General features: G+C 50.7%; 24 protein-coding genes, 1 pseudogene and 1 riboswitch. Of the genes and pseudogenes, 21 read left to right on the forward strand and 4 right to left on the reverse strand.

Annotation, left to right across the window (positions count from 1 at the left end):
• Window positions 1-161: riboswitch (cyclic di-AMP (ydaO/yuaA leader) on the reverse strand.
• A gap of 266 nt (window positions 162-427) precedes the next feature.
• The 10 genes from NZD86_RS04390 (at window position 428) to NZD86_RS04435 (ending at window position 10088) form a co-directional block, all read left to right on the forward strand.
• Window positions 428-970: a hypothetical protein gene (locus tag NZD86_RS04390; RefSeq protein ID WP_268045268.1), complete on the forward strand. Its 543-nt coding sequence runs from the start codon at window positions 428-430 to the stop codon at window positions 968-970.
• 236 nt (window positions 971-1206) lie between these two features.
• The gene (locus tag NZD86_RS04395; RefSeq protein WP_268045270.1) at window positions 1207-2373 is read left to right on the forward strand and encodes a thiolase family protein; all 1167 of its coding nucleotides are present in this window, start codon (window positions 1207-1209) and stop codon (window positions 2371-2373) included.
• 167 nt (window positions 2374-2540) lie between these two features.
• Window positions 2541-2990: an SRPBCC family protein gene (locus NZD86_RS04400; protein ID WP_268045271.1), complete on the forward strand. Its 450-nt coding sequence runs from the start codon at window positions 2541-2543 to the stop codon at window positions 2988-2990.
• 23 nt (window positions 2991-3013) lie between these two features.
• Window positions 3014-3850 carry an AAA family ATPase gene (locus NZD86_RS04405; RefSeq protein ID WP_268046788.1) on the forward strand — a complete coding sequence of 279 codons (837 nt, stop codon included), beginning with the start codon at window positions 3014-3016 and terminating at the stop codon, window positions 3848-3850.
• A 129-nt stretch (window positions 3851-3979) separates the two neighbouring features.
• A complete protein-coding gene (locus NZD86_RS04410; RefSeq protein ID WP_268045273.1) occupies window positions 3980-4681 on the forward strand; it encodes a VWA domain-containing protein in 702 nt (233 codons plus the stop codon).
• Window positions 4682-4727: 46 nt separating this feature from the next.
• Window positions 4728-5546 (forward strand): FAD binding domain-containing protein, encoded by an 819-nt coding sequence (locus tag NZD86_RS04415; RefSeq protein ID WP_268045275.1) that lies wholly within the window; start codon window positions 4728-4730, stop codon window positions 5544-5546.
• Complete coding sequence (locus tag NZD86_RS04420) at window positions 5543-6049, forward strand: (2Fe-2S)-binding protein (protein WP_268045276.1); 507 nt, start codon at window positions 5543-5545, stop codon at window positions 6047-6049. Before NZD86_RS04415 ends, NZD86_RS04420 begins: the two co-directional genes overlap by 4 nt.
• Before the next feature lie 3 nt (window positions 6050-6052).
• Window positions 6053-8380 (forward strand): xanthine dehydrogenase family protein molybdopterin-binding subunit, encoded by a 2328-nt coding sequence (locus NZD86_RS04425; protein ID WP_268045277.1) that lies wholly within the window; start codon window positions 6053-6055, stop codon window positions 8378-8380.
• On the forward strand, window positions 8377-9477 hold the full coding sequence (locus tag NZD86_RS04430; RefSeq protein ID WP_268045278.1) for an XdhC family protein: 1101 nt from the start codon (window positions 8377-8379) through the stop codon (window positions 9475-9477). Before NZD86_RS04425 ends, NZD86_RS04430 begins: the two co-directional genes overlap by 4 nt.
• 2 nt (window positions 9478-9479) lie before the next feature.
• Window positions 9480-10088, forward strand: a complete 609-nt coding sequence (locus NZD86_RS04435; protein WP_268045280.1) for a nucleotidyltransferase family protein — start codon at window positions 9480-9482, stop codon at window positions 10086-10088.
• 197 nt (window positions 10089-10285) lie between these two features.
• Here NZD86_RS04435 and NZD86_RS04440 read toward each other — a convergent pair whose 3' ends face one another.
• Together NZD86_RS04440 and NZD86_RS04445 are read right to left on the reverse strand one after the other, a co-directional pair.
• Window positions 10286-11353, reverse strand: coding sequence for an IS1380 family transposase (locus NZD86_RS04440; RefSeq protein WP_268045281.1), 1068 nt, complete (start codon window positions 11351-11353; stop codon window positions 10286-10288).
• A 14-nt stretch (window positions 11354-11367) separates the two neighbouring features.
• Entirely contained in the window at window positions 11368-11715 is a 348-nt protein-coding gene (locus NZD86_RS04445) for a hypothetical protein (protein WP_268045282.1), read from the reverse strand.
• Between the two features lie 148 nt (window positions 11716-11863).
• Here NZD86_RS04445 and NZD86_RS04450 point away from each other — a divergent pair, with 148 nt between their 5' ends.
• The 11 genes and pseudogenes from NZD86_RS04450 to NZD86_RS04495 all read left to right on the forward strand — a co-directional run bounded on the left by NZD86_RS04450 (window position 11864) and on the right by NZD86_RS04495 (window position 22507).
• Window positions 11864-12793, forward strand: coding sequence for a DNA-3-methyladenine glycosylase 2 (locus NZD86_RS04450; RefSeq protein ID WP_268045283.1), 930 nt, complete (start codon window positions 11864-11866; stop codon window positions 12791-12793).
• Window positions 12794-13218: 425 nt separating this feature from the next.
• On the forward strand, window positions 13219-13347 hold the full coding sequence (locus NZD86_RS04455; RefSeq protein WP_268045284.1) for a hypothetical protein: 129 nt from the start codon (window positions 13219-13221) through the stop codon (window positions 13345-13347).
• 379 nt (window positions 13348-13726) lie between these two features.
• Entirely contained in the window at window positions 13727-14320 is a 594-nt protein-coding gene (locus NZD86_RS04460) for a hypothetical protein (RefSeq protein ID WP_268045285.1), read from the forward strand.
• A 107-nt stretch (window positions 14321-14427) separates the two neighbouring features.
• Window positions 14428-14556, forward strand: coding sequence for a hypothetical protein (locus NZD86_RS04465; RefSeq protein ID WP_268045287.1), 129 nt, complete (start codon window positions 14428-14430; stop codon window positions 14554-14556).
• A gap of 20 nt (window positions 14557-14576) precedes the next feature.
• Window positions 14577-15533, forward strand: coding sequence for a hypothetical protein (locus NZD86_RS04470; protein WP_268045288.1), 957 nt, complete (start codon window positions 14577-14579; stop codon window positions 15531-15533).
• A gap of 251 nt (window positions 15534-15784) precedes the next feature.
• A pseudogene (locus NZD86_RS24685) lies at window positions 15785-15862 on the forward strand (helix-turn-helix domain-containing protein); the annotation flags it as partial.
• Window positions 15863-15901: 39 nt separating this feature from the next.
• The gene (locus tag NZD86_RS04475; RefSeq protein ID WP_268045289.1) at window positions 15902-16903 is read left to right on the forward strand and encodes a tetratricopeptide repeat protein; all 1002 of its coding nucleotides are present in this window, start codon (window positions 15902-15904) and stop codon (window positions 16901-16903) included.
• Between the two features lie 45 nt (window positions 16904-16948).
• A complete protein-coding gene (locus NZD86_RS04480; protein WP_268045290.1) occupies window positions 16949-18169 on the forward strand; it encodes an IS256 family transposase in 1221 nt (406 codons plus the stop codon).
• 448 nt (window positions 18170-18617) lie between these two features.
• Entirely contained in the window at window positions 18618-20378 is a 1761-nt protein-coding gene (locus NZD86_RS04485; protein WP_268045291.1) for a hypothetical protein, read from the forward strand.
• Window positions 20379-20483: 105 nt separating this feature from the next.
• Window positions 20484-21029: an RNA polymerase sigma factor gene (locus NZD86_RS04490; RefSeq protein WP_268045292.1), complete on the forward strand. Its 546-nt coding sequence runs from the start codon at window positions 20484-20486 to the stop codon at window positions 21027-21029.
• A complete protein-coding gene (locus NZD86_RS04495) occupies window positions 21026-22507 on the forward strand; it encodes a WD40 repeat domain-containing protein (protein ID WP_268045293.1) in 1482 nt (493 codons plus the stop codon). The genes NZD86_RS04490 and NZD86_RS04495 overlap by 4 nt, the downstream gene beginning before the upstream one ends.
• A 755-nt stretch (window positions 22508-23262) precedes the next feature.
• On the opposite strand, the gene NZD86_RS04500 is transcribed toward NZD86_RS04495, so the two are convergent.
• Window positions 23263-23712, reverse strand: coding sequence for a chemotaxis protein CheW (locus NZD86_RS04500; RefSeq protein WP_268045294.1), 450 nt, complete (start codon window positions 23710-23712; stop codon window positions 23263-23265).
• 166 nt (window positions 23713-23878) lie between these two features.
• Entirely contained in the window at window positions 23879-24133 is a 255-nt protein-coding gene (locus NZD86_RS04505) for a YkgJ family cysteine cluster protein (protein WP_268045295.1), read from the reverse strand.
• Window positions 24134-24258: the final 125 nt, after the last annotated feature.

Here is a 24258-nt window from a genome sequence, read left to right on the forward strand (position 1 = left end):
TGCTATCCTCCTATAGCCTCCGAGGTTAGTTGTCGGGTTCGGGTCGAGGACCATCCTTGCGACATATCGTCACATTCACCCCAAGCGCTCATGGAACGTGTATCCACTGCGCACAAATCAATCCCCCGTACCTGCTTTGCAGGATTCGGCGTGCGTTGAAGAGGCTAACATGGTTTCGGTGGATGTGCATTATAAAAATATTGGTAATAGGTATGTATGCTGCGAGAGGAAAACCATGGACGAACGAGGCAAAGCAACCCGGTAAACAGCGGCTAGGCCCGGTTTTGGTGAGGCCTCTTACCCTAGCCCTCAGACTCCGGTTTACAACATGTATACGAAAATATAACGACTTGTTTACATAACGTTGATAGTTTTTTGAGTTTGACTTGGTAACCTTGGTACTAGTCTAACGAGGAGGTCTTTCCGCATGGAGATGAAATCAACTCAGAAATGGTTCATGCCCGCATTGCTGTTCATTCTCTCATACGAATGGATCGTTTCGTCCGTGAACAAATTGGTTGCCCCGAACTATTTGAAAGGTGTACAAGATCAGATGTCACAAGCGGAATCCGGGGTTCAATTTCATCCTTACGCAACACTGTTAAAATCGGTTGGATTACACCATGCAGAATTGTTCGCGTCGCTTGTTCTGGTTGGTGAGATGTTTGTCGGTTTGACGTTTGTCATGATGGGTATCCTCATGCTGAAGAACGTTGTAGACGGACCCATGTTCAATTTAGGCGGAATCGCCGCCGTTGTAGCCGCCTTTATGAGCTTAAATTACGCTCTGCTCGGAGGAGATACCCTATTCATCGATCCGTCCAATGCCTTCCAACAGGGAATTTCCATAGATTGGTTGATGTTTGCGATTGAGGTCAGTCTCTCGGTACTTTGGTTCCGATCCGCAAGAGGCATAACGAGCACGCACCGGAACCATTCAGGTTCAGCTTCTTCTGCATCTATCATGTAGGCAAGTTTAGAATTTCTATAATAGAGCATGCCCTGCCAGTTGTGGCGGGGCATATTATGATTTCGCCTTAGATATCTTGTCAGCGATAGCGTGTGACAACCACGGCGTGTTGTGAAAGCGCTATAATTTGGTGGTGAGATGGGCATTCGAGCCTGCATGCCGACAGGTACAAGTAACTGGACTTGTCGAGGATTTCTTGCCAACAAACAGACTACCTGTGTTAGGAGGATTCCAGGATGTTTGAAGCTGTCATTGTGGATGCCATTCGGAGCCCCATCGGACGTCGAAGAGGCGCTTTGGCGTTTACGCATCCGGTCGATTTGCTGGGTGAGATACTGAAAAAACTGATAGAGCGAAACGGAATACAGGCGAAACAGGTCGATGACGTCATTGTCGGTTGCGTCGACCAAATTGACGATCAAGCTGTAAATATCGGACGGAATGCCTGGTTAAGCGCAGGCTTGCCAGAGTCCGTTCCGGCAACCACGATTGACCGCCAGTGTGGTTCCAGTCTCCAGGCCCTTCATTTTGCAGCTCAGGGGATTATGGCAGGAGCGTACAAAATCGCGATCGCTGGTGGTGTTGAATCGATGACGCGCGTTCCTCTCTTGAGTACGTTCGGTAATTCCGGAACGCCGCTGACAGAAGATCTAAGGAAGCGTTACGACATTGAGGTCGGTTGGTTTGACCAGGCTGTTGGGGCGGAGATGATCGCCAAGCGATGGGGATTTTCCCGCAGGGACTTGGACGAATACAGTTACCGAAGTCACCAACGGGCGCACGTGGCGAGGCAGGAGGGGCGGTTTGCGGGCGAGATCGTGGAGGTGACGGCTCGGACCGAAGACGGACAGCGTTACGAGTTTGGGGAAGATGAGGGGATCCGCCCTGATACGAGTCTTGAAAAGATAGGGGGTCTTACTCCGGCATTCCCGCAACTGGACATGATCACGGCCGGTAACGCCAGCCAGATATCGGATGGTGCGAGCGCGACCTTGGTGATGGAGGCGGGAACGGCAAAGGTACTGGGCCTGCGACCTAGGGCGCGGTTCGTCTCTTTCGCTGTCGTCGGTGTCGATCCCGTCACGATGCTCACAGGCCCCATCCCGGCCACGAAAAAGGTTCTGCAAAACGCCGGCATGACCATTCGCGATATTGACCTGTTTGAAGTGAATGAGGCGTTTGCACCCGTGGTATTGGCGTGGCAAAAGGAAACCGGTGTGGACGGGGACAAGGTGAACGTCAACGGCGGCGCCATCGCGTTGGGACATCCCCTTGGCGCAACTGGAACGCGTATTGCAGCAACCCTGTTAAACGGGCTGGAGCAACGCCAACTTCGCTATGGCTTGATGGCGATCTGTGAGGGCGGCGGCATGGCGAACGCGACCATCATTGAGCGGTTATGAGAATCAAATAACACGGACGACTTGTCGAATAGTGGGGATTTTTATTTCCATGATGGCAATTTTCGAATTGAACTTATTGTGGTACGATTTTCATAGATTGTCATCTTGCTCAATTTTCTGAATAGCGTTATTTACGTTCATTTGTCAAAAAAATTAGGAGGATGGGAATGCACATAAGCGGAACGAAAACCGTGCAATTGACCCCTACCGAGACGTATCAACTGTTGACTGATGAACATGTTTTAGCGCGCGCATTTCCTGGCGTAAAACGTCTAACGGCCGTTTCCGATTATGAGTACGAGGCAGATTTGGAAGTCGGCGTGGCTGGAATTAAAGGGCGTTACAAGGGACGCATTCAAATGCGGGATGTGGTCAAGCCCAAGTCGTATCGCCTCCTCGTCAATGGGGAAGGACCCATGGGGTTCATGGAGTCTGATGTCAAGATCAATTTGGAGGAGCAGGGCGGAGGCACACAGATCTCGTACGATGGCGACGCAACCGTCGGCGGCACCGTTGCTGGTGTGGGACAACGCGTTCTGTCAGGTGTCGCGAAGCTCCTCATCGGTCAGTTCTTTAACGGCATAGCCAAAGAGGCCACGCTGTCGAAACGGTCATGAAGGGGAGTGTGGGATTGGCTCAGGTGCAGGGGATCGAGTTGGAAACTGCATTGCGAGCGCAGCAATACATCGCTTCATCGAGTCTCATCACCATGTTGGATCTCGCCGTGGCCTTAAATCGCCCAATTCTCCTTGAAGGTCCCGCAGGAACCGGGAAAACATCGCTCGCACGAGCAGTCGCTTGTGCATTCGAAAGAGAGCTAATCCGGCTTCAGTGTTTTGAAGGCATGGATTCCACACACGCACTCTACGACTGGAATTACCACAAGCAGTTTACATCTCTGTCAAGGCAATCGAATACGGACATTTTCTCGCAAGACTATCTTCTCTCTCGGCCCTTGCTGCAAGCGCTTCAGTCAGAGCGGGGGGCGGTTCTGCTCATCGATGAGGTGGATCGGGCGGATGAAGCCATGGAAGCTCTTCTGTTGGAATATCTCGGGGAATGGCAAGTGACGATTCCGGAGTGGAAGACGGTTATGGCGCAAATTCGGCCTATCACCATTCTCACGTCCAATCGCACACGTCCCCTAAGTGACGCATTGCGACGGCGGTGCCTCTATGTGCACCTACCGTATCCGGATGTGGCACAGGAGTTAGCCATTGTGCACACGCACGCTTCGGATATTTCCACAGAGGATGCGACACGGCTAATCGACGCAGTTCACCTTATGCGGACCTGGCCGTTATCGAAAGTCCCAGGCGTGGCTGAGACTATCGATTGGTGCACGGCTTGGTGTTTGACCGGCGGAGTGTGGGGACGGCCGTGGATTGAGTCGACGCTAGGGTGCGTGATCAAGGATGAGCTGGACCTGGTCTGGGTCCGGGATCACCTGGATGATCTCGTCTCCGGGTTCACCTGAAGGAAACCGGAAGAGCAAGCAGCTGCAGAAAAGGTTCCTTCGTCACCGTCCCGTGCGGACAAATCTGACGACAGGCGCAAGGGCATCGCGGAAGCGAGTCTGCGTGAAGGCAACGTGCTCTCGCAACCAGTGAGCTCGATCTTGCCGGCTTGGGCCTCTAGAGTGTGCATCGAGGGTGTGTTACACCGGCATCGGCCGAGTAGAATTCGGCAGTGGGTTCAACCTGGTTACGCCATTGACGTGCGTAGGACGTATCGGTTGTGGTTGAAGTCTGGCGCGATGCGGATGCGTTACGTCCGACGGCAACGTTACACGAGGCCGGGCCGATTGGTCGTGTTGTGGGACGTGTCAGGCTCCATGGCCGAGACGATTTCACTCTATTTACCGTGGCTCCATCGCTTGGCTGCATCATCACGTGACGTGGGTGTGTTTCCGTTTGGCGTTCGCGTAGCGGATCTCACCGAAGATATCCGAAAGGCATATCCAACGGCCGTGCAGGCAATGGCAGACATGCCGGGACTTTGGGAAAGCGGGACATCCATTGGTCTGGCGCTCCAGGACTGGACCACTCGACATAGCACAAAGTGGCTTCGCGGCCGGTCGACGGTGCTTATCATCAGTGACGGATGGGACAGCGGCACCCCTGAAGCGGTTGCCAATGCCCTTCGGGCGTTTTGTGCTCGGGATGCTCGCATTGTTTGGATGCATCCGCTCCTTCGGTCACCCGGATTTGAGTTGAAGACGAGGGCTCTCCTTGCTGCCCGTCCTTATGTGGACCAGTGGTTGCCCGGGGGATCACCTGAAGATTTGCTCCACGCGTCCATTTCGTAATCTTTGCTGCTTTCGTCCTTTATGACTTGAAACAGGGAGGGTTTCCATGAAACCGGCATCATTCACGTACTATCGGAGTTCTTCCGTGGAAGAAGCTGTTCAGTGGCTTGGGGAACATCCGGAAGGCAAGATTGTAGCGGGTGGTCAGAGTCTCATTCCACTCATGAATTTCCGCTTGTCGCGTCCGGAAGAGCTTCTCGACATCACTGGCATTCCGGATCTGGCTTCCGTCGTGGAAGCTGACGGCGTACTGGACATCGGCGGACTCATTCGTCACCAAGCGTTGGCCGAGCATGAGGTTCTCCAGCGTCAAGTCCCTGTGTTGACGGATGCCGCTCGTCACGTTGGGCACTGGGCTATCCGAAACAAGGGAACACTCGGGGGATCGCTCGTGCATGCTGATCCCGCCGCAGAACTTCCCGCAGCCATGGTCGCGCTAAACGCGACGTTCGAATTAGCGTCCAGTGACGGTGTCCGCGAGGTGTCCGCAAGGGAATTTTATCTCGGATTCCTCATGACGGATATCCAGCCGGGTGAACTATTGACACATGTGTCTATTCCCATCCGGGAAGACGTGTCGTTTGGGTTCATCGAGATCGCGCGGAGACCTGGTGACTTTGCCTTGGCAGGCGCGTTTGTCGAGGTGGCTGGCGACGGGACAGGCGCCGTGACCTGGTTTGGCATCAGTGGCGGGCCGGAGCGCAGGGAGTTGACGTGGGCGGACACGCCGGAGGAGCGCAAAGTCGCGCTGTTGGAACAGCTGGACACCGTCGACATACTGGAGGACGAGATGTACCGCCGTCACGCAGCAGTGACGGTCGCAGAACAGGCGTATCGAAGCGTCGTTGGGGGGACTCAGTTGTGAGTGAAACCGTTGTGGCACAAAAGGTCAATATCACATTGAAGGTCAACGGTACGGATCGCCAAGTATCTGTGGAACCACGCTGGCTGTTGTCAGACGTGTTGCGGCACGAATTGGGACTGACGGGCACCCACGTGGGTTGCGAACAAGGGGTGTGCGGGAGTTGCACAGTCCTTGTGGACGGCGAGCCAACCCGCAGTTGTTTGCAGTTTGCGGTTCAGGCAGAGGGGCATGACATCGTCACGATTGAGGGTGTGACACCGGAAAATGGCTTGAGCCCTCTGCAGCAAGCTTTCGCGAAACATCACGCTTTGCAATGCGGTTTCTGTACCCCGGGTATGGTGCTCACGGCGGAGGCTCTGCTCGAGAAATATCCGAATGCGGATGAGGAAACGATCCGCGAAGCCATGTCCGGAAACATCTGTCGTTGCACGGGTTATCAGTCGATCGTTCAAGCGGTGCTCGAAGCATCGCACGCGACGGCGAACGGTTCAGAGGAGGGCTGAGACATGTCTCAAAAACTGACAAAACCTCGTTTCACGGGTGCTCGCGTAACCCGGATGGAGGATGATCGGCTGCTCAAAGGGCAGGGACGCTACCTCGACGATATCGCGGTTCCCGGTATGTTGGAAATGGCCTTTGTCCGGTCCAATCGCGCAGCCGCAAAACTCGTATCTGTCAATGTCGACGAAGCGCGGAAATACCCGGGTGTCGTGGCCGTATTTACGGCGGACAATTGCCCATACGTCATGAATTCCAAGGACTACGAAGTCGCTCAGTCGGTCCTGGCGAAGGACGAAGTCCGGTTCGTCGGTGAACCAATTGTCGCCATTGTGGCAGAAAGTCGCTACATCGCTGAAGATGCTGCAGAGTTGGTGGCAATTCAGTACGAATCGCTGCCACCTGTGTTGTCCCGGGAAGACGCTCTGAATGATACGCGTCGCGTGCACACGCATCGGCCCAACGTGTTTTCCCATTGGGAGAAAATCACGGACGGTTTCGATGAGGTATTTGCATCGGCTCCCCACCGGGCACAGGCCTCCTTTGTCACGCACCGACAGACGGGCGTATCTATGGAGACGCGCGGTTGCGCGGCCATGATCGACCCAACCTCCGGTCGGCTCACGGTGTACGTATCGCACCAGTCTCCGCACCAGTTCCGAACCGATCTCACCAAGATCATGAACCTCGACGAACACCAAGTTCGCATCGTCGTGCCCGAAGTGGGTGGGGCGTTTGGTATCAAAGCCATGTTTTATGGCGAGTACATCGTTGTGACGCACGCTGCGAAAGCGCTCGGCCGTCCGGTGAAGTGGGTCAGTGATCGAACGGAATGTCTCCTGGCAGACTGTCACTCGCGAGACAACCTGCACGAAGTCGAAGTGGCGTTTGACGACGACGGTGTCATCCTCGCCGTCAAGGACAGAGTCGTGGGGGATACCGGCGCTTACCCGATTTTCGGTTTCCCTGGGGCCGTTGGTGAAGCAGGCTGGGCAACCAGTTTCTTGACCGGACCGTACAAAATCCCGTACGTCTCCATCACGGTCGACTGCGTATTCTCCAACAAGGCTCCCGAGGGTGCGTACCGTGGCGTTGGTGGGCCCGTCGGCGCACAGGTTCAGGAAGGATACGTGGATCTGGTTGCTCGCAAGCTCGGCAAGGACCCTGTCGAAGTTCGCCGGGTGAACCTCATTCAACAGGCCGATTTTCCCTACAGTACGGCAACCGGCAACGTTTACGATCCCGGCTCATACGCCGAATCACTGGAGGAAGCCCTACGACTCATCGACTATGAGGGGTTCCGGCAAAAGCAGGCCGAAGCGCGCAAAGATGGTCGGTACCTCGGTATCGGCATTGGCGTGTTCGTCGAACCTTCGGCGGGTGTGTCGTCAGAGGCGGGATCGACACCGTATGAGTCCGTCACACTTCGCATGGAGCCGAGCGGCAAAATCACGGCGGCGACGGGGCTCGGGCCGTCCGGGCAGGGTCATGAAACGACACTTGCGCAGCTCATCGCTGATGAGCTATCAGTCGACGTGAAGGACATCGTTGTCCTACACGGGGATACGGATAGTGCACCGTTCGGCGGTGGCACAGGCGGCAGTCGATCCGCCACCATCGGCGGCGGTGCCGCACTCAAAGCAGCCAAGGAAATGCGCGGCAAGCTCGCGAAAATCGCAGCGCACCTATTGGAAGCTTCTGTCGAGGACATCGAGTTCGTCGATGGTCAGGCCCAGGTGGCGGGTGTCCCTTCGCGTGGGCATGCCATCGCTGAGCTGGCGCAAATCGCCTACACGGACGTGTCGAAGCTGCCGGATGACATGCAACCGGGACTTGAGGTCGTCTCACGGTATCGCCCCCCCATGTCGGTCACGCACAGCAACGGTGCTCACATTGCTACGGTGGAAGTCGACATTGACACAGGGCTCGTCAAAATTCTCGACTATGTCATCGTCAACGATTGCGGCGTGCTCATCAATCCGATGCTCGTGGAAGGTCAAATCCACGGCGGTGTCGCACAGGGTATCGGCAGCACCTTCTTGGAGGAACTTCGCTATGACGATGCTGGTCAGCTTGTCACAACGTCCCTGCAGGACTACCTGTTGCCGAGCATGACGGACGTACCGAACATGCGCATCGCCCATATTGTCACACCTTCCGCCAACGATGGTGGATTCAAAGGTATGGGTGAAGGTTCACTCATCGCTGGGCCGCCTGCGCTGGCCAATGCGGTGTCGGACGCACTTGAGCCATTTGATGTGTTCGTGACGGAGATCCCGATTTTACCGCAGCACATCGTCGCTTGGACGCAAGACAAGGTGGCGGTCGAAGCATGACCACGCGCAGCGATCTCGCGGCAGCACTGCAGAACGCTATGGACACTGGACAGCGTGCGGCGGTGGCTGTCGTGATAGAAACGGATGGATCGGTCTACCGCCGTGCGGGAGCGAGAAGCGTGGTCACGGAAGAGGGTCTCATCTACGGCGTCATCAGTGGTGGATGCGCGGAACAGGATCTGCTGGAACGCGCCAAGGAAGCATGGACGACGGGATTGCCGCAGCGAATGACGTACGATTTTCGCAGCCCGGATGATCTGCTTTGGGGCATGGGCGCGGGTTGCAACGGCGCCCTCACCGTGTGCCTCATCCCGTTCGATCCGGCCGCGCAAGGCGACTTAGCTGAACGCCTCCTGGCGGACATGAAAGAACGTGCGGATACACAGGACCAGACCGCCACCGTGACCATCTTGTCATCGAGCGACCCCGACGTATGGCCAGTTGGCCCACTATTGGGTGACAAGCGGACGGCTTTGTTAGAGCGGTTGCCTGCGAAGACGGACGGCCTGCCGTTGCTGCGCAAAGAAACCGTTGACGGCGTTGACGTGGAAGTGTTTATCGATGAAATCGTCCCCCGATCACGGCTGGTTCTCTTTGGGGCTGGCGACGACGCAATGCCACTCGTTCGCTTTGCGGCCCAATCTGACTGGCACGTGACCGTCATCGATCATCGCGATGCATTTTTGAACGCACAGCGTTTCCCGGAGGCGGATGTGCGAAGTGTCATTCGGCGCGACGAGTATGACCATGTCTCGCTTGAGGCTTCTTCATTCGTCGTGGTGATGACCCACAGTTACGAATTTGACCGCCGAATTTTGACGGGCCTATTGCCGATGGACATTCCTTATCTAGGCATCCTCGGGCCAAGACGGCGGTTTGAGCGGTTGCTTGGTGAGATTGTTGATGCGGGCCTTCAGGTCTCCGACGCAGACCTCCAAAAAGTACACTCGCCAGTTGGGCTCGATATTGGGGCGGAGACGCCTGAAGAAATTGCTCTCAGCGTGCTGACGGAAGCCATGGCTCGTCGTCGGAATCGGGACGGGGCGTCCCTGCGCGAACGTGCGGGACAGATTTCCGTCACGGCACTGTCGAAGTGACGATGGCTGGAGGAGTCTGGGCCGTCATCTTTGCCGCTGGGGCCGCTCGCAGGATGGGTCAACAAAAGTTGTTGCTTGAAATGCCCGATGGTCGGCCAATCATTCGATGCGTGGCGGAAGCGGCTGTGGCCAGTGCCGTCGATGGTGTGATCGTCGTGGTATCGAGCGATAGCGATAGGATTCGCGCTGCAATCACTGATCTGCCGGTCAGCATAGCAGAGAATCCGAAGGCGGCCGACGGGCAAAGCTCGTCGCTACAAGTAGGTGTGGAGGAACTACAGCGCGTGGGGGCAGCGGCTGGGATCTTTCTCTTAGGAGACCAGCCTGAAGTGGAGACAACCTCTATCGATGCACTCGTTCACAGGTACTTACAAAGGCGGTCGAAGCTCATCCAGGTACGGTATCGTGGCGAGTTCGGCCACCCCGTTCTGTTCGATGAAGAACTTTATCCCGAGCTTTTGGCATGCACGGGAGACGAAGGCGGGCGGCGAGTGGTACGGAAGTATCAGGCCCATCGCGTTGTCGTTGACGTCGACAGAGCGGCCCCGCCGGACATCGACACGAGGGACGATTACGAGGCGTTGCTCAGTCGTCTCCGCTCGCGGAGGTAAGTTAGGTCGGTGTATGCTTATTGTATCTGCAGTAAACTGTACGCGGGTGCCTGATTGATTCAGTAGCCGCCGTCCTTTTCTGAGGGATGGCGGCTACTTTGGTGCTCTGGCAGAACGAGCGTTGACTGCACTACCGTATTTTATCCCGGATTTCGACGGTTTTTTCATTTAACAGCCCGACAGGGCTGGAAATTCAATTAATAGGTAAATATGTTAACGATCACGATAGCATAGTGGTCCTGGATTGAACCTTTGGACACACTTTCCCCCTCCCCATAATGGACCGTCATTTTTGCCAGTTCAGCTTGGAAATCACTATGTCGCCACCTGAAGGACTTGGGTGGACAGGCGCTGTGCGAACTCGGGCAGACGAATTGTCCACTGACGTGCATGGTGAACCAAAATTCCGGGTAGAAGAAATAGTCTCCGCCGGAGCCGTCCAACTGTCCACTGACGCACTCCAGGTTGCAACGCTGCTTGTTTATATAACAGGAGCGCAGGTTGTATGCCAGCAGCTTCAGAGCTTCCAACGCTTTGTTGGTATTGAAATTCTGACTCGAGAATTGGTCAACGGCGAATCCATATTTGGCTTCTTTGATATGATTCTCAGCGTTGCCACGGTGGTTGTAGAAATGCCATATGTCCTCACCGTTCCAGTCGAACGTTGTGGCTATGGCCTCGTACTCCCAAAACCAATCCGCACATAGGACCTCCTGCGGGTCAATGTCCAATCGACGCACAATGACAACTCGCCGAGGTTTTTCCCAGGATGTTGCCTGGTACATAAGGGAGGCAACATCGCAGTGTTCTGTATCACTCTGGGTGATACAATGCCACGCTAGGTTGGGGGCCAGCTCTGCTAGTCGCTTAGTCCATTTCAGTTTGATCACGTAGTCTCGCCCGTCTTGTTCCAGTGTCTGAAACACCTTTTCACCGGTAAACCCTTTATCCATGCGGATGGCACGGATGTTTACACCTGTTGGCAACTGCTTTTTCATCGCCTCATAGAAGGCTGCAAACCCTTCTGCTGTGTGAGCGTCGCCGGAACGCAGTTCGTCATAGATGCAGCACCCCATCTGCGATTCAAACGCTAGCAAGGGATGAAAACTTGCCCTTCCATGATGATGCGGATTGAACCCTACAGCAGATTGTTCCTGGTTTCCAAACACCGTCTCCACTGAAGAATCTATGTCAACGACAATGTCATGTCCTTTGGGGAGTAGCGACTTAAGTACAAGGCGCTGTGCCGAGCGGATCGCCTCCATACCAACAGGGGAGCCTAGCCGCTCAAGTCCTTGTACAGCAGCGTTGTATCTGGCAGCTTCGGCAGATCCAGCTTGAGCATAAGAAGGGGATCATGCTCAATGTCCTCGAAGTGGAAAATTCGTTCCTGACCCAGCAATGTACCGAGGACGAACGTAAGAGCAACGTCATCCATTTGGAATTGAGCGTCTTTCCGTTTGCCAAGTTCCTCTGTGCAAAAATACTTATCCATACCGGTTTGGAGGACGAAATCGATGAGTCCTGCCGCCCCGCCAAATGCAGTGGCAGAATTGAGGTCGAAGTGAGTATGTATTTTACAGCTTTTCCGGCGGCGGTGTTTTCGTGTATGCTTATGTTGTTTCACCTTAAAGGTGCTCCTTTCGTGCTAGAGATGTGTTCTCGACAAACTCATCTTAGCCTTACGGGGAGCGCCTTTTCAATTATTCGGGTCAATTCAAAGAGGACAAAACCGTCGAAATCCGGGTTTATAGGTAAGGGAGAGATCTACATTAATGGAACAATGGGACGATTACGAGACGCACATTGTCATTCATCCACCGAAGGAATTCAGTTTCGACGAAGTCCTTGGCTACCTCCAGCGGTCCCCAAATGAATGCCTACACCGCGTCGAGAACAGACGGGTGTTGAAGCTCATGGCAGTGGCGGGGGCTGTGTGTTTCGTCGTGATCGAAGAAAGTACGAGCTCAAATGATATCACCGTTCACTTTCCCGATGGCCCTACACCAACGAAAGAACAACGGCTCGAAGTGGTGCGAGCGGTATGGAACTGGTTCGATCTCGATACCGACCTCCGCCCTTTCTACACTATGGCTCAGACCGACACGTTGCTTAAGGAGTTGGTGACGGACTACTACGGGTTGCGCATTGTTGGTGTGCAGGATCTCTTTGAGGCCATCAGTTGGGCGATTATCGGGCAGCAGATCAACTTGACGTTTGCGTATACGCTGAAGCGGCGGTTTATCGAGGCGCTTGGTACGGGTGTGGAACGCGAAGGGGAAATGTATTGGTTGTTCCCCACGCCAGCTGTCGTTGCTGGCCTCGAGCCAGAGAGGCTAACCTCACTCCAGTTTACGGGTAAAAAAGCCGAGTACCTGATCAACGTAGCAGGTAAAATCGCCGATGGTGAGCTGACGAAAGAGAAACTGATTGCAATGGGGAATTTCGCTGCTGCGGAGAAGGCGTTGACGGCCATTCGCGGGATTGGGCCGTGGACAGCAAGCTACGTTGCCATGCGCTGTCTTCGCAATCGCGCTGCATTTCCCGTGGGTGACGTTGGCCTCCAAAATGCCATCAAGCATCAACTCGGCTTGGACCGAAAGCCGACGGAGAATGAACTTCGAAAGTTGGCCATCCCCTGGCGCGGGTTCGAGGCGTATGCAACATTCTATCTTTGGCGGAGTCTACAAGGGCTGTCAGCCTAGGTGATCACGGAAAATAAAGTTGTGATGCAGAGAAAAGTAGCATAATGGATGCCCTTACTCTTAAGTCACTTCAGGAATTATAAAATTTCCAGTGTATCTTCGATATGCAATGCGTTGTGCTATGCATCCAAATCGCCAGACATGACATTGGTTTTCTAACTTAGCATGGCATTATGCATTGACACACAGAATTGATGCACTGCATCGTGCCATGCACGCCAGGACCCAATCATAGGAAGGGGGTTGCGGAAAAAATCCATACAAGATGCATTGCAATAGCCCACAATCCGTTGGTGCATAAGGGATTTTGACCGCGGTGTATTAATCCCCCCTTTTCTAAATGACTTCAAGCACAAAATCTTGAACAAAAGTAACAAAAACCGGATTCATACCTGTAAAGTGGTCGGGGGGGGGGAGGGTTTGTCTTGCAATCATTATCAGATGGTCGGCAATTGTACGCTGACATTGACGAATGGTACGAGCATTCTCGCCAAGCGCTTAAACGGATTTTAAACGGGTCATCATGCAAGTTAAGTCCTGCTGAACTAGCTTAACCGTTCCGAGTGATGCGAAAACTGATGGAGATCACGTTTGGCTCTTTCAAATATAGCTTGCAAGGAAATCTCTATAGTCAACTTGGTAAAATGAATGATGCATTAGAAAGCCGCAACCACGCTCAATTTCAAATCAATTTTTATTAGGACTACTACCAAAATGCTTCTTTCTTTATACCGAATTCATTCCAAAAATCAGAATATTTTGTTACATATGTCGCAGGCAGTAATACATGAATAATAATAGAATCAGTAATAAAAAGTCTCACAGACAGATATGATTACACCACGTATAAAAGTTGGATTAAGATAAGAGTCGAGAGAATAGTAGAAACATTATATAATCTTGCGCCGATGTCCATTATTTACGTTAAGAAAGGTGACGATTGATCTGAGAAGTGCAAAACCCATTATTAAAAAACTAATTTATGTAGTCGTTGTGCTTGTAATACTCGTCCTTGGGATTGGATTTACCGGCATACGTTTAGATCCTATTTCAGCAGGCAGAACGAGTATTAGTAGAGGAGCGATGCTAATCAGACAAGTTTCTTTCGGCCAATCGGAGAAGGTGGATATATTCAACACACATGATGGCTATGCAACTACTCTAGTAAAAAAGTGGGGACCGTTTTGGCGTAAGAACACAACAACATTAAGTGGTAAGGCAAGCTCTAAGATGAATATAATCAGCTTTATTAATTTTGACGACCCAAAACTCGGGTCTGGCACGGTGTTAGCAGTGCTTTCGCATGACAAGAATGTGTCCTATCTTAGAGCTGGACCTAATAGTGTTAAGTACAGTATAAAACCTCATGTTGTATCAGTATTGTCCTGGAATCAATTATTGACACCAACCGCTCTTAACGCAGTAGCCTACTCTAAAAATAATAGGACATTATATAAAATTAAAAATGCCAAAATTAAAAATGGAATAGCAATCTCAATACCTATAAAGTTCTATTCGGTTAATTAATAAAATTCTTCGCTGTGGCAATGAAATACACCTTGTCACAATGTGAATTATGTTCTCACCGTTAATCACGCGAAAAAGGTAAGATTTCAATGAAAGGAGGATATTCGGTGAAGAGGTTTTTGAGTATTTCGCCAATTGTTGCTTTATTGGTCATTACTGTAGGTGTGGCCTTAAAGTCAAACGATGTTATTGGCCCAGGAATAGACATTGTTACATCAGGTGGTTTTGAAAGCTAAAGTCCACATTAAAACAAGAGGTGAAGAAAATGAAAGGTATCCTAAAAACAGCGATTGTTGTTTCAGTAGGATCCGCGACATTGTTAGCTTCTAGTGGTATGGCTTTTGCAGCAACAATAAATAATAATAGCGTCGTCCCTCTGCATCAACCTCGTACTATTGGCGGCGAGCAAATTAACACTGGTTATCAAGTTGGGCAATCGATTATATACCCGATGACCGGTGGGTTTAACATTATAGCAAACCCGAACATAAACTGGACTCATGCAGCGAAAATGGCATACCTAAATAATCAACAGGCGCAACAGGATTTAAAAACGCTGTTTAGTTCAACATATGCAACTTCACCAGATGTCCAAAATGCTGAAAAACCAGCAAAACAGTTAATAGAAGCCATCTCAAATGCAGCTAAAGCTAAAACCCAAAACGCCAAATCGTCAGCAACAAATGGTGATGTTGCGCAACCTTCCTCAACCCCGCCTCTCGTATCTCATACTTTTAATGATAATGCATTTGGGTCATTAAATGGGGTGCAAAACCAGATAGAAACATACGATAACTCAACTTTATATGTCGATCAAGGTTCAACTTCAACTTCTATGGACTTTCCATTTTACTATGCCAAGTGGGAGCCTTATGATGAGATAATGTTCTTGGGTTCTGGACTTGCAGCAGACGTAAGGCTTGACATACATTGGGACTTCAATGGGTTTACGGGCAGTGTCGGTATACCACCCTCTGTTGGTTTTTCTGCATCAGGAAGTAGTGCAACATACTCCACTGGCAATATTTCGGATACGTGGATTGATACATTTCAACCGTCTTATCCGGTTGTTGCTTCAAACGCCTTAGGTGCTACAATGACGAACACGGACCAAATTACTACAGGGAGTGTAACCGCCACGGTCAACGGAAGAAGCTCTACTGGTAGTTCTCAAATTGACAATGGATATAATATTTATGGTATTTACACCTGACGCAATTAACCAAAAATCCATCAAGAGCTCACTTGTTACCACTACGCAGTGGTAACAAGTGAGCTCTTTTTTGTATAAGTTCAAACATTCTACTCCCGCAAACACCCTTTTACATTGGTATAATATTCATAATAAAAAAATAAATGGCGGGAGGGTGTCAATTGGAACTCGGACGTAAAATTCGACAATTACGAAAGTCAAACCATATGACACAGTAGCAAGTTGTTTATGGGTTATTTGATCGTTCATATCTCAGCCAAATTGAGAATGGGAAAATAATCCCTCCCCTTCCAACAATTCAACTTATAGCAGAGAGACTCGAGGTACCTGTAAAAGAACTCATTCCAGATGAATTTGATCACCTCAATATGGTTCATATTAATAATTCACTTCTAGAAATGGCATATAGAACGAATGACAATTCAATAATTCAACAGGCTTGGAGAACCTCATTTCAGTTTAAGTCGCTAAAAGATATGTGTAAATGTATCCTTATTTGGTATAAGACTAAGGATGTTAGCACCGAATTTGTACAGGCATTATTAGAAACTGTCTACTTAGGATCGAACCATGATTCATTTTGTGAGGAATATTGGGAAGTACTTCTGTGCGTACCAAACACCTATTACCGCAAGAGCTTATATGAAGAGGCAGTACACGAATATAAAAGGCTACTAAATCTATATCCGCCGTTGCTGATTAGATTCCGTTCCTTAGTCAATTTGGGAAGTACCTGGCTTGAGCTAAAAAACTACGGAGAAGCGCACTTAGCATTTACGGAAGCACTCAAACATTCTGTAAAGAGAGACGTCATTTTTGGACGCATTCACCAAGGACTGGGTATTACATCAAGACAACTAGGACTTTGGCAAGACGCTATGAATCATACAGCAATCGCTTCAGAGACTTTCCTAAATGCTCAAGACTTGACTCGCTATAACTATACAAAAGTTAATCGAGCAGTCCTTCTTTTAGATAATGGAATCTTGACAGAAGCATTTATATTGTTGCAGGAGAGTTATAAGTTTTGTGAGAAGCAAGATGATTTTGAGGGTGTTTCCAAAATTTGTGAAGAGTTTGCAAGATACTATTTTTATAACACTAACTATGAGTTGACTCTTTATTGGAGTAATGTTGGACTTGATTTTGTAGATCGGGATTATAACACATCTGCTAGATTACTCACATGGAAATTGTTTTCTTACGTTAAAAAAAATTTAATACAACTTGCAATGGATTCAATAAGAGTCATTAAGTCCTTACTAGGCAGGAATTGTGAGGATTTGTTATTAAGCATTGACCCAAACATGGATACCGAATTCAAGTTGGATATTAGGAGAATGATTGAGGGTGTAAAATATTTTGTGTAAACTCCCAATCCCCTAACGGGAGTAGTAGATTGGGAGGACATCAAAATGACGAAGGTTTCAAAGGAGTTCTTGCAGCAGTTTATCAAGGAAAATGACCTGAAATCCACAGAAGACGTTCAAGCCGCACTGCGAGATTTATTCGCCAGTACGATGCAAGGAATGCTCGAGGCCGAGCTGGATACGCATCTGGGTTACCCCAAACATGACACCAAAAACAAGACGATAGACAACAGCCGCAACGGTCATAGCCGCAAGACACTCACCTCTGAATACGGTGACGTAGAGATCTCAGTCCCCAGAGACCGTAAGGGCGAATTTGAACCTGAAATCGTCAAGAAGAACCAGACCAACACCGTCGGTATTGAGGAGCAGGTCATTGCCTTGTATGCACGGGGCGTGAGCACCCGAGATATTCAGGCCCACCTTCACCAACTTTACGGTTTGGAAGTATCGCCTACACTCATCTCAAACATCACGGACAAGCTTCTTCCGATGATTAAAGAATGGCAGAGCCGGCCGCTACAGAGCGTGTATACCGTAGTGTTTCTGGATGCTATCCATTACAAAGTGAAGCAGGATGGCCAGGTGGTAAACAAAGTCGCCTATATGGTTGTCGGCATTGACCTGGAAGGGCAAAAGGATGTGCTCGGCATCTGGATCGGCGAGAATGAATCTGCAAAGTTTTGGCTGACCGTTCTCAACGAACTGAAGAGTCGGGGCGTGGAAGATATCCTCATCACCTGCGTCGACAACCTGAAGGGATTCAGTGAAGCGATTGCCGCCTGTTATCCCAAGTCTGACATCCAGAAATGCGTTGTTCACCAGATCCGCAATTCGCTTAAGTACGTCTCGTACAAGGACTACAAAGCCGTAACAGCATCGCTGAAGCCCATCTACAAAGCCAGCACCGAGGACGCAGCCCTGGACGAACTGGACAAGTTCGAAGAGACCTGGGGCAGTAAATATCCGCTCGTCATCCGGTCCTGGCGCAGCAACTGGGATGAGCTCGCAACCTTCTTCCGCTATCCGCCAGAGATGCGTCGGTTGATTTATACAACCAATCTGATTGAGGGCTACCACAGACAACTTCGTAAGGTGACCAAGGGCAAGAGCATCTTTCCGACAGATGACTCACTCACCAAGATGCTGTACCTAGCCACGATGGAAGTCACGAAACGCTGGACCATACGGGTGCAGAACTGGGGGCAGATTCTCAGTCAGTTAACGATATACTTTCCGGAGCGTATAGAGCGCTACATTCGCTAAGTTCGCTCGCAGGAGTTTACACAAAATTATTGACAGACCCGAATGATTAACTTAGACAAAACGTAAACACTAGAAATTAAATTAGCTTCCTGCTAAGAACCCAATAACACGGCATAGGAATGCCGCGTACTGAGAGTTTATTGGAGGATGCAGTTTTAGCAACTACACCGCCAGGCGACTTAGTAGGATGGTCTATCGGTTTTAAACAGAGAGAAGAGAGAATTGATCACCTGTTTGAAGAATGCTTTGTAATCGTAAACTGTAAACTCATTGACAAGAGTCCGTTTTTAAAGGATTACAGGTATACAACTACATTTCATGTGGTCATTAGGGTTTGTCCCTTTCTCACGTCACCTGCAAAACTTATAATGGAAGAATCATGTCTGTCAGATCCGGTTATCTGTGCAACGGTGCATTCTAGGTGGAAAACGAGCTCTGGGGGACAAACATGAGTCGGAAGGACCACACGCAGCTTTTTTCATCGTCGCGGCGCTTGCCGACGCCAAGCAGGTATATTCTGCAGTTCTTCATTTTGCTGATACCTATTTTTATCGCATACTACGGTGTGTTTTTTCATCCGCTGACGCACTTTATGGGAACGAATCAAGACCCGAGTCAGTTCATGTGGTATATCGCGAACTTCTGGTGGTCGATTCTCCACGGCAACAATCCATTCATTTCGGATCAGTTTGCTTACCCAGCCGGCATCAACTTGGGACTCAACACGTCGATCTTCACGGACGCCATCATTTTTGGTCCCATCGCACTCATCTGGAGTCCTGTTCTCGCGTACAATGTCGCGTACATTTGCTCACTTCTCCTCATTGGGGCGGCCATGACTTGGTTACTGGTTCAGTTGAAGCAACCCCGGGTCATCGCATTGCTAGGCGGGGTCTTAGCTGAAATTTCACCGTTTGTGACCAACCAATCTGTCGATGGACATATTAACTTTATCACTGCATTGGGATTTGGCTTATTGGCGACCGGTTTCATTTGGAAATCCATTGCGAAAGCCGAACGCATGTCCGTGCTGGATGCGGTGATGATAGGCGTTCTAACGGCAGGGGTCTTTTATGCGTCACTAGAAGAAGCTTTGATATTTGTGGGATTTCTCATTCTCGCGGGCGCCATGTTAGCCATGATAAGCCGCAAGTACAGTGAGGCCATCCGAGGCTACCTTCGCTACCCATTTCCATGGCTTTCTGTTGCTATTTTTCTCCTTTTGGCATCACCGGAGTTGTTTTACTACTGTAAAGGATCCTCTGGCCATGTTCCCGTCTTTCCGCCGGGTCTCTTTTATACGGATTTAGCGAACTCTATCATCCCGACGTCTGCACAGCTTGTCCACGTACCCGCCTGGGAGAACGTGGTTTCGAGATTCAGCGGTGGGTTGTCGGAGACGGATGGCTACATTGGCATTATCATGATTCTCGTCATCACCATCTTTTGGCGACGCCAGAATCGAACGGCAAGACGAATGATGAGTGGTTGGCTTGTGTTAGCAGCTTTTTTCTATCTGGCAAGCATGGGCGACGTTCTGCATATATGGGGTTATCGACTAGACAGTCTGCACCTGCCTTGGAAATTATTCGGGCAGTTGCCCGTGTTGGACAATATTTTGCCGGATCGATTAGACGTTGTCCCTGACATGATTCTGATTGTTGTCACCATGAGCATCTTGGCACAGGCGACCTCACAGCGTATCAACCTGTCGAGAATACTCCGCGGGGCCATGGCCTTTCTTCTCGTTCTCTCATGGTTTCCCAATGTGAATTTTGCGGTCAAGACATTCCCGGCATCTTTCGCAGCGTTCAACGCACAGGAGACTTTACTTAAACAACTTCGAGGTTCCACTGCATTTGTACTCACGTGGGACTATTGGACATTTGGAAACTACATGGCCTTATTTGCCGACAAGGACATCAAATTGACCAACGTCTACGGCTTTCCGTACACGAAGTATAACGAGTACACGAACTTATCCGTAAAACACTATTTACGTCTGACATCCATTGCTATGCTGAATCACCTGGACAAGGCAGGTATCGAAACCGTACTTGAGGCTATGCACGCCGGTTTTGATGAGCACTATATTCTTTATTTCCCGGACGATCCGGCACCACTGTCCGGAAGTCTTTCGAGTGTCCTGTCACACCTGTATGGGCCACCCAAGTCGTACGGCGGTATCGAAGTTTGGACTGTCAAATGAACGGAAGCATATGAACGACGAACCGTCAGCCGGAGACCGGACTGGCGGTTTTTGCGCTTTCACCTATGCGGCTGTCACACAGAACGAATTCATCCGTCTAATTCAATGAACTGGGAAGAGGGTGACACATTCGTGGCTGATGATTTGTCGACAACAGAGGCCATACGACAGTTGTTCGATTTGTATGCAGACGACGTTTACCGAATCGCCCGTTTTACACTCGGGTGTCACGAGGACGCCAAAGATGCGGTTCAGGAGATATTTTTGCGCGTCGTGAAATCATACGATGGATTTCGTCGAGAGGCAAACGCGAAAACGTGGCTGCTTCGCATTGCCCGAAACTACTTGACTGACATCATTCGAAAACGGCAGACGGAACGCAATTATCTAAAAGACTATCAGCCACCGTACCTGGGAGACGAAACGAACAGTGCCGAGATCGCCATCGAACTGGAGCAGGCTCTGTTGCAACTGAAACACAATTATCGCACGGTGTTCGTTCTGCGGCATGTCCAGCATTTGACGACGGACGAGATCGCGAATGTTTTGGGCTGGTCCAACGCGAGAGTTCGCACAACGCTGCACCGGGCCATCCTCCAATTGCGGTCTTTACTCGACGAATCTGACACGGAAGTGGGTGATAGAAGATGACGGAAGACAAAGGGATGGACGAGAAATTTTCTGTCTTGTCGCGTGTTCAATTGTCAGTAGATGAGAAGGCGGAGATTTGGGCGGAACTTGAGGCCTCCTTGGACGATGGGAAACCGGCTCCAGTGAAACGTCGGGCATATCGCAATTGGATGATGGGGCTCGGTTCGGCGGCAGCCGTGATCGCGATGGCGTGGGGTGCCTGGGCTATGTACGGTTCCACTTTGCACACGGTTAATTTCGGAACACCTGTTGTCCACCGAGCGCCAAAGTTATTTCAAATGGCGGTTTTCGATACTGACCCAGCGACCTACACTGGTGGAAACAAGTTGTACACGATCTCCGCGAAGGAACCGGATCTCAGCTCAACCTCAAGCCACCTGCTCGCCACCAACGCGACCTGGGCCAAGTTTTCACCGGACGGCAAATGGGTAGCAGTTGCCATTTACCATCCGGCCTCGACCATCGGCCAAACGTCACTTTGGTTGATTTCCAGTGACGGGACGCAAAAAGTAAAGGTGCTCGATGCAAACTTCCGGTTCGGCGACTGGATTCCGGGGACGGAACGATTCGTCTACGGAACAACACAGGGGCAAAAATTGTACCTGGTCCAGCCGAATGAAAAGTCACAGCCATACGGTGTGGCAGCAGCGAATAACAGTCAAATTACGGACATTCGCTTCAGCCCGAACGGCAAGCGATTGGCCTTGGTCATGTCAGTCGATCCACCGACTAGAAACAACAGTGCAGCAGGCAAGTGGCACGATCAAGTCCAAATCCGCGATCTCGCTACAGGCAAACAAACCACCCTGGCGAACTCGAAGTCACCTGATGGTTACGTGCTCGGGCCTTGGTCTGCCGACAGTCAGTCTGTGTTTTACTGGCTGGACCCGCAACACGCGGGGTCGATCATGGCGGATGGGACGCAATTGATGCAGGGGAATCTGAACGGGCACTCGACATCTGTCGCGGTAACGCTAGCGGATGGGCACGTTCAAGCCGCAGACGTCATAGCCAGAACGGTCTCGCCTTTCGGAAGAGGAAGTGCCGCTGTACAAGTAGGGGGACGGCGGGAAGCCTACATGACAAAGGCCATCAAGTTATATCAGAATGGCAAGCTGCGCGACATTCCGGGTCAGCCCAACCACGTGGAACTGTCGCCTGTTGTAACGGATGACGGTGCGATGATTGCGTTCACGGCTGCACCTGCGCTAAAAACTGACGTCACCAGTGAATCAGCCTACAACGCGTGGCTCAGACAATCGACTTTAAACATTTATCGCACTGCTTCCGACCAGGTGAGCATCGTGCAACAGGCAGGCACGGGAATTCAGACCCCTACCTTTACCGGAGATGGCAAGCATGTGGCATACATCAAAGGCAATGCCGTTTGGACCATTGGGACGGCAGCCAACGAAAAACCCGTTAAACTAGCTGAGTTTCCATCGGGAACGTTAGAGCTAGAGGATGTTCAAAAGTAGGAGGCGACGAATATATGGCCCTGTACTCTCCTTAAATGAGGAAGAACAGGGCCATGTGTATACTCAGGATGGCACATACAAAAGTAGATAGTCAGAAGCTATATGTTTGCGGTTGTCGCTAGCACGGCCACGTTTTGTCTGTCAACCGGAATATAAAGGGATATCCGAAAATACATATGAGAACAGGAGATGCTGGGCCCCCTACTGAGAGGGGATACCAACATTGAGAGACTTCATGTCTGCCCTGCAAATCACGCTTTTGCTGCTTCAAGTCGCTTCCGGTGTATTACATCTGGCGCGTGAATGGAAGCACAAAAAATCGCAATAATCAATTGTGTAAGGTGAGGCTTACACCGATTTTGATTTAGCGAATTCAGGGGGCCCTAGCCCTCCTACACTCCTGTGTCAACGGCAACATAAGGCCCTAAAGGCAATCTTCAGGCGTCGCGCTAACACTTTAAATGTATGCAGTTTATACCCTTCATATCACAGTGATTCGCCACGCCTGTGGGAGGCTGACGCGTGCTCCCGTCCAATTGTGTCGGGGTTCTTACTGCTATGGCGTTGATTTTGGTGGTTTGTCGACCAAACGTTTCACGCAGTAGTGGAAAGTGTGAGCATCCGGTAGATAATAAATAATGTGTTATAATTATTCAATTCTGTCACTTGCGAGATGCCCCGGTCAGACAGGCAGCGCGGTACAGCTCGCGTCACCGCGCAACCGCCATTGGATATCTTATTTTTAGACAGGCCAATTAGCCTGTATAGGTCGCCATCGCTTCGCTGCCCGTGTCGAGAATCTTGTGGACATCGAGCAAGGCGATGATCATGCCATCTGTCTTTGCAATGCCCTTCAATGCGGTTTTCGTTGCGTATCCAGCAACGTCGCTGAGCGAGAAGTCAATGTCCTCGTCGGGAATATCGATCACGTTTGTCGCCGAATCGACGAGGAGACCTGTGAGCTTTTCATCTTTCGATACAACGACGACCCTCGACTCTGGCGTGGGTTCACGGCGGTCAAGGCCAAAGTACAGCCGTAGATCCACTACCGGTACGAGAACGCCACGTAATGTCATCAGGCCCGTGACGAATTGCTCTGTATAAGGCAACCGCGTTGTCGGCTGCACAGTCTCAATGGACTGAACGGACGACACCTCAATGGCGTATGATTCGTTTTCCAAGCGGAATACAACATATTTTTCCATACCCAGCCCTCTTTCACCCATCAGGGAACAATTGATATTTTGGTTCGATAATCACATTCCATATATCAAGTTGTTTCATCGCACACCAAGCAGAATCTGAAGCTCATCTGCCCACGTGTAAATTCGCTGTACAACAGACTTTGACCTGCTCGCCTGCGGCGATATATTAGGGTGCGGTTGCTCGTTCAAGAGCAGTCAAGTTTTTAAATGCCTCTTCGTTCGAATGGCCGCACATGTCTTCCGATGCCTGTAAATTGATGCAGACGAATGGGCGATCCGCTTTGCCGAACAACTTACACTTGTTGTCATCCGTGAGCTGGACACAGCGTACACCCGCCGGTTTACCGTCCGGCATTCCGGGAATCGGGGACGAGATGGAGATGGCAATACAACAAGCCGCACACCCTACCCGGCATTCCATATTGGAATCACATCCTCGTTAAATATTGCCCTATTATAGCAGGAAGGCTTTTTTTTCGACCACACATAAGCTAAGATGACAAAAAGATTCCATAGGGTGACCTAGAGTCGGGAGGTTATGTCCTA

Source organism: Alicyclobacillus dauci (assembly GCF_026651605.1).
Lineage (GTDB): Bacteria > Bacillota > Bacilli > Alicyclobacillales > Alicyclobacillaceae > Alicyclobacillus > Alicyclobacillus dauci.

Excerpts from the sequence above, each read along its gene's own strand:
- NZD86_RS04480 (WP_268045290.1), top strand. The coding sequence starts at position 16,949 with ATGACGAAGGTTTCAAAGGAGTTCTTGCAGCAGTTTATCAAGGAAAAT.
- NZD86_RS04390 (WP_268045268.1), top strand. The coding sequence starts at position 428 with ATGGAGATGAAATCAACTCAGAAATGGTTCATGCCCGCATTGCTGTTC.
- NZD86_RS04490 (WP_268045292.1), top strand. The coding sequence starts at position 20,484 with ATGAACTGGGAAGAGGGTGACACATTCGTGGCTGATGATTTGTCGACA.
- NZD86_RS04425 (WP_268045277.1), top strand. The coding sequence starts at position 6,053 with ATGTCTCAAAAACTGACAAAACCTCGTTTCACGGGTGCTCGCGTAACC.
- NZD86_RS04485 (WP_268045291.1), top strand. The coding sequence starts at position 18,618 with ATGAGTCGGAAGGACCACACGCAGCTTTTTTCATCGTCGCGGCGCTTG.
- NZD86_RS04505 (WP_268045295.1), bottom strand. The coding sequence starts at position 24,133 with ATGGAATGCCGGGTAGGGTGTGCGGCTTGTTGTATTGCCATCTCCATC.
- NZD86_RS04475 (WP_268045289.1), top strand. The coding sequence starts at position 15,902 with ATGGTTCATATTAATAATTCACTTCTAGAAATGGCATATAGAACGAAT.
- NZD86_RS04400 (WP_268045271.1), top strand. The coding sequence starts at position 2,541 with ATGCACATAAGCGGAACGAAAACCGTGCAATTGACCCCTACCGAGACG.
- NZD86_RS04450 (WP_268045283.1), top strand. The coding sequence starts at position 11,864 with ATGGAACAATGGGACGATTACGAGACGCACATTGTCATTCATCCACCG.
- NZD86_RS04435 (WP_268045280.1), top strand. The coding sequence starts at position 9,480 with ATGGCTGGAGGAGTCTGGGCCGTCATCTTTGCCGCTGGGGCCGCTCGC.
- NZD86_RS04430 (WP_268045278.1), top strand. The coding sequence starts at position 8,377 with ATGACCACGCGCAGCGATCTCGCGGCAGCACTGCAGAACGCTATGGAC.
- NZD86_RS04500 (WP_268045294.1), bottom strand. The coding sequence starts at position 23,712 with ATGGAAAAATATGTTGTATTCCGCTTGGAAAACGAATCATACGCCATT.
- NZD86_RS04395 (WP_268045270.1), top strand. The coding sequence starts at position 1,207 with ATGTTTGAAGCTGTCATTGTGGATGCCATTCGGAGCCCCATCGGACGT.
- NZD86_RS04440 (WP_268045281.1), bottom strand. The coding sequence starts at position 11,353 with ATGGAGGCGATCCGCTCGGCACAGCGCCTTGTACTTAAGTCGCTACTC.
- NZD86_RS04495 (WP_268045293.1), top strand. The coding sequence starts at position 21,026 with ATGACGGAAGACAAAGGGATGGACGAGAAATTTTCTGTCTTGTCGCGT.
- NZD86_RS04415 (WP_268045275.1), top strand. The coding sequence starts at position 4,728 with ATGAAACCGGCATCATTCACGTACTATCGGAGTTCTTCCGTGGAAGAA.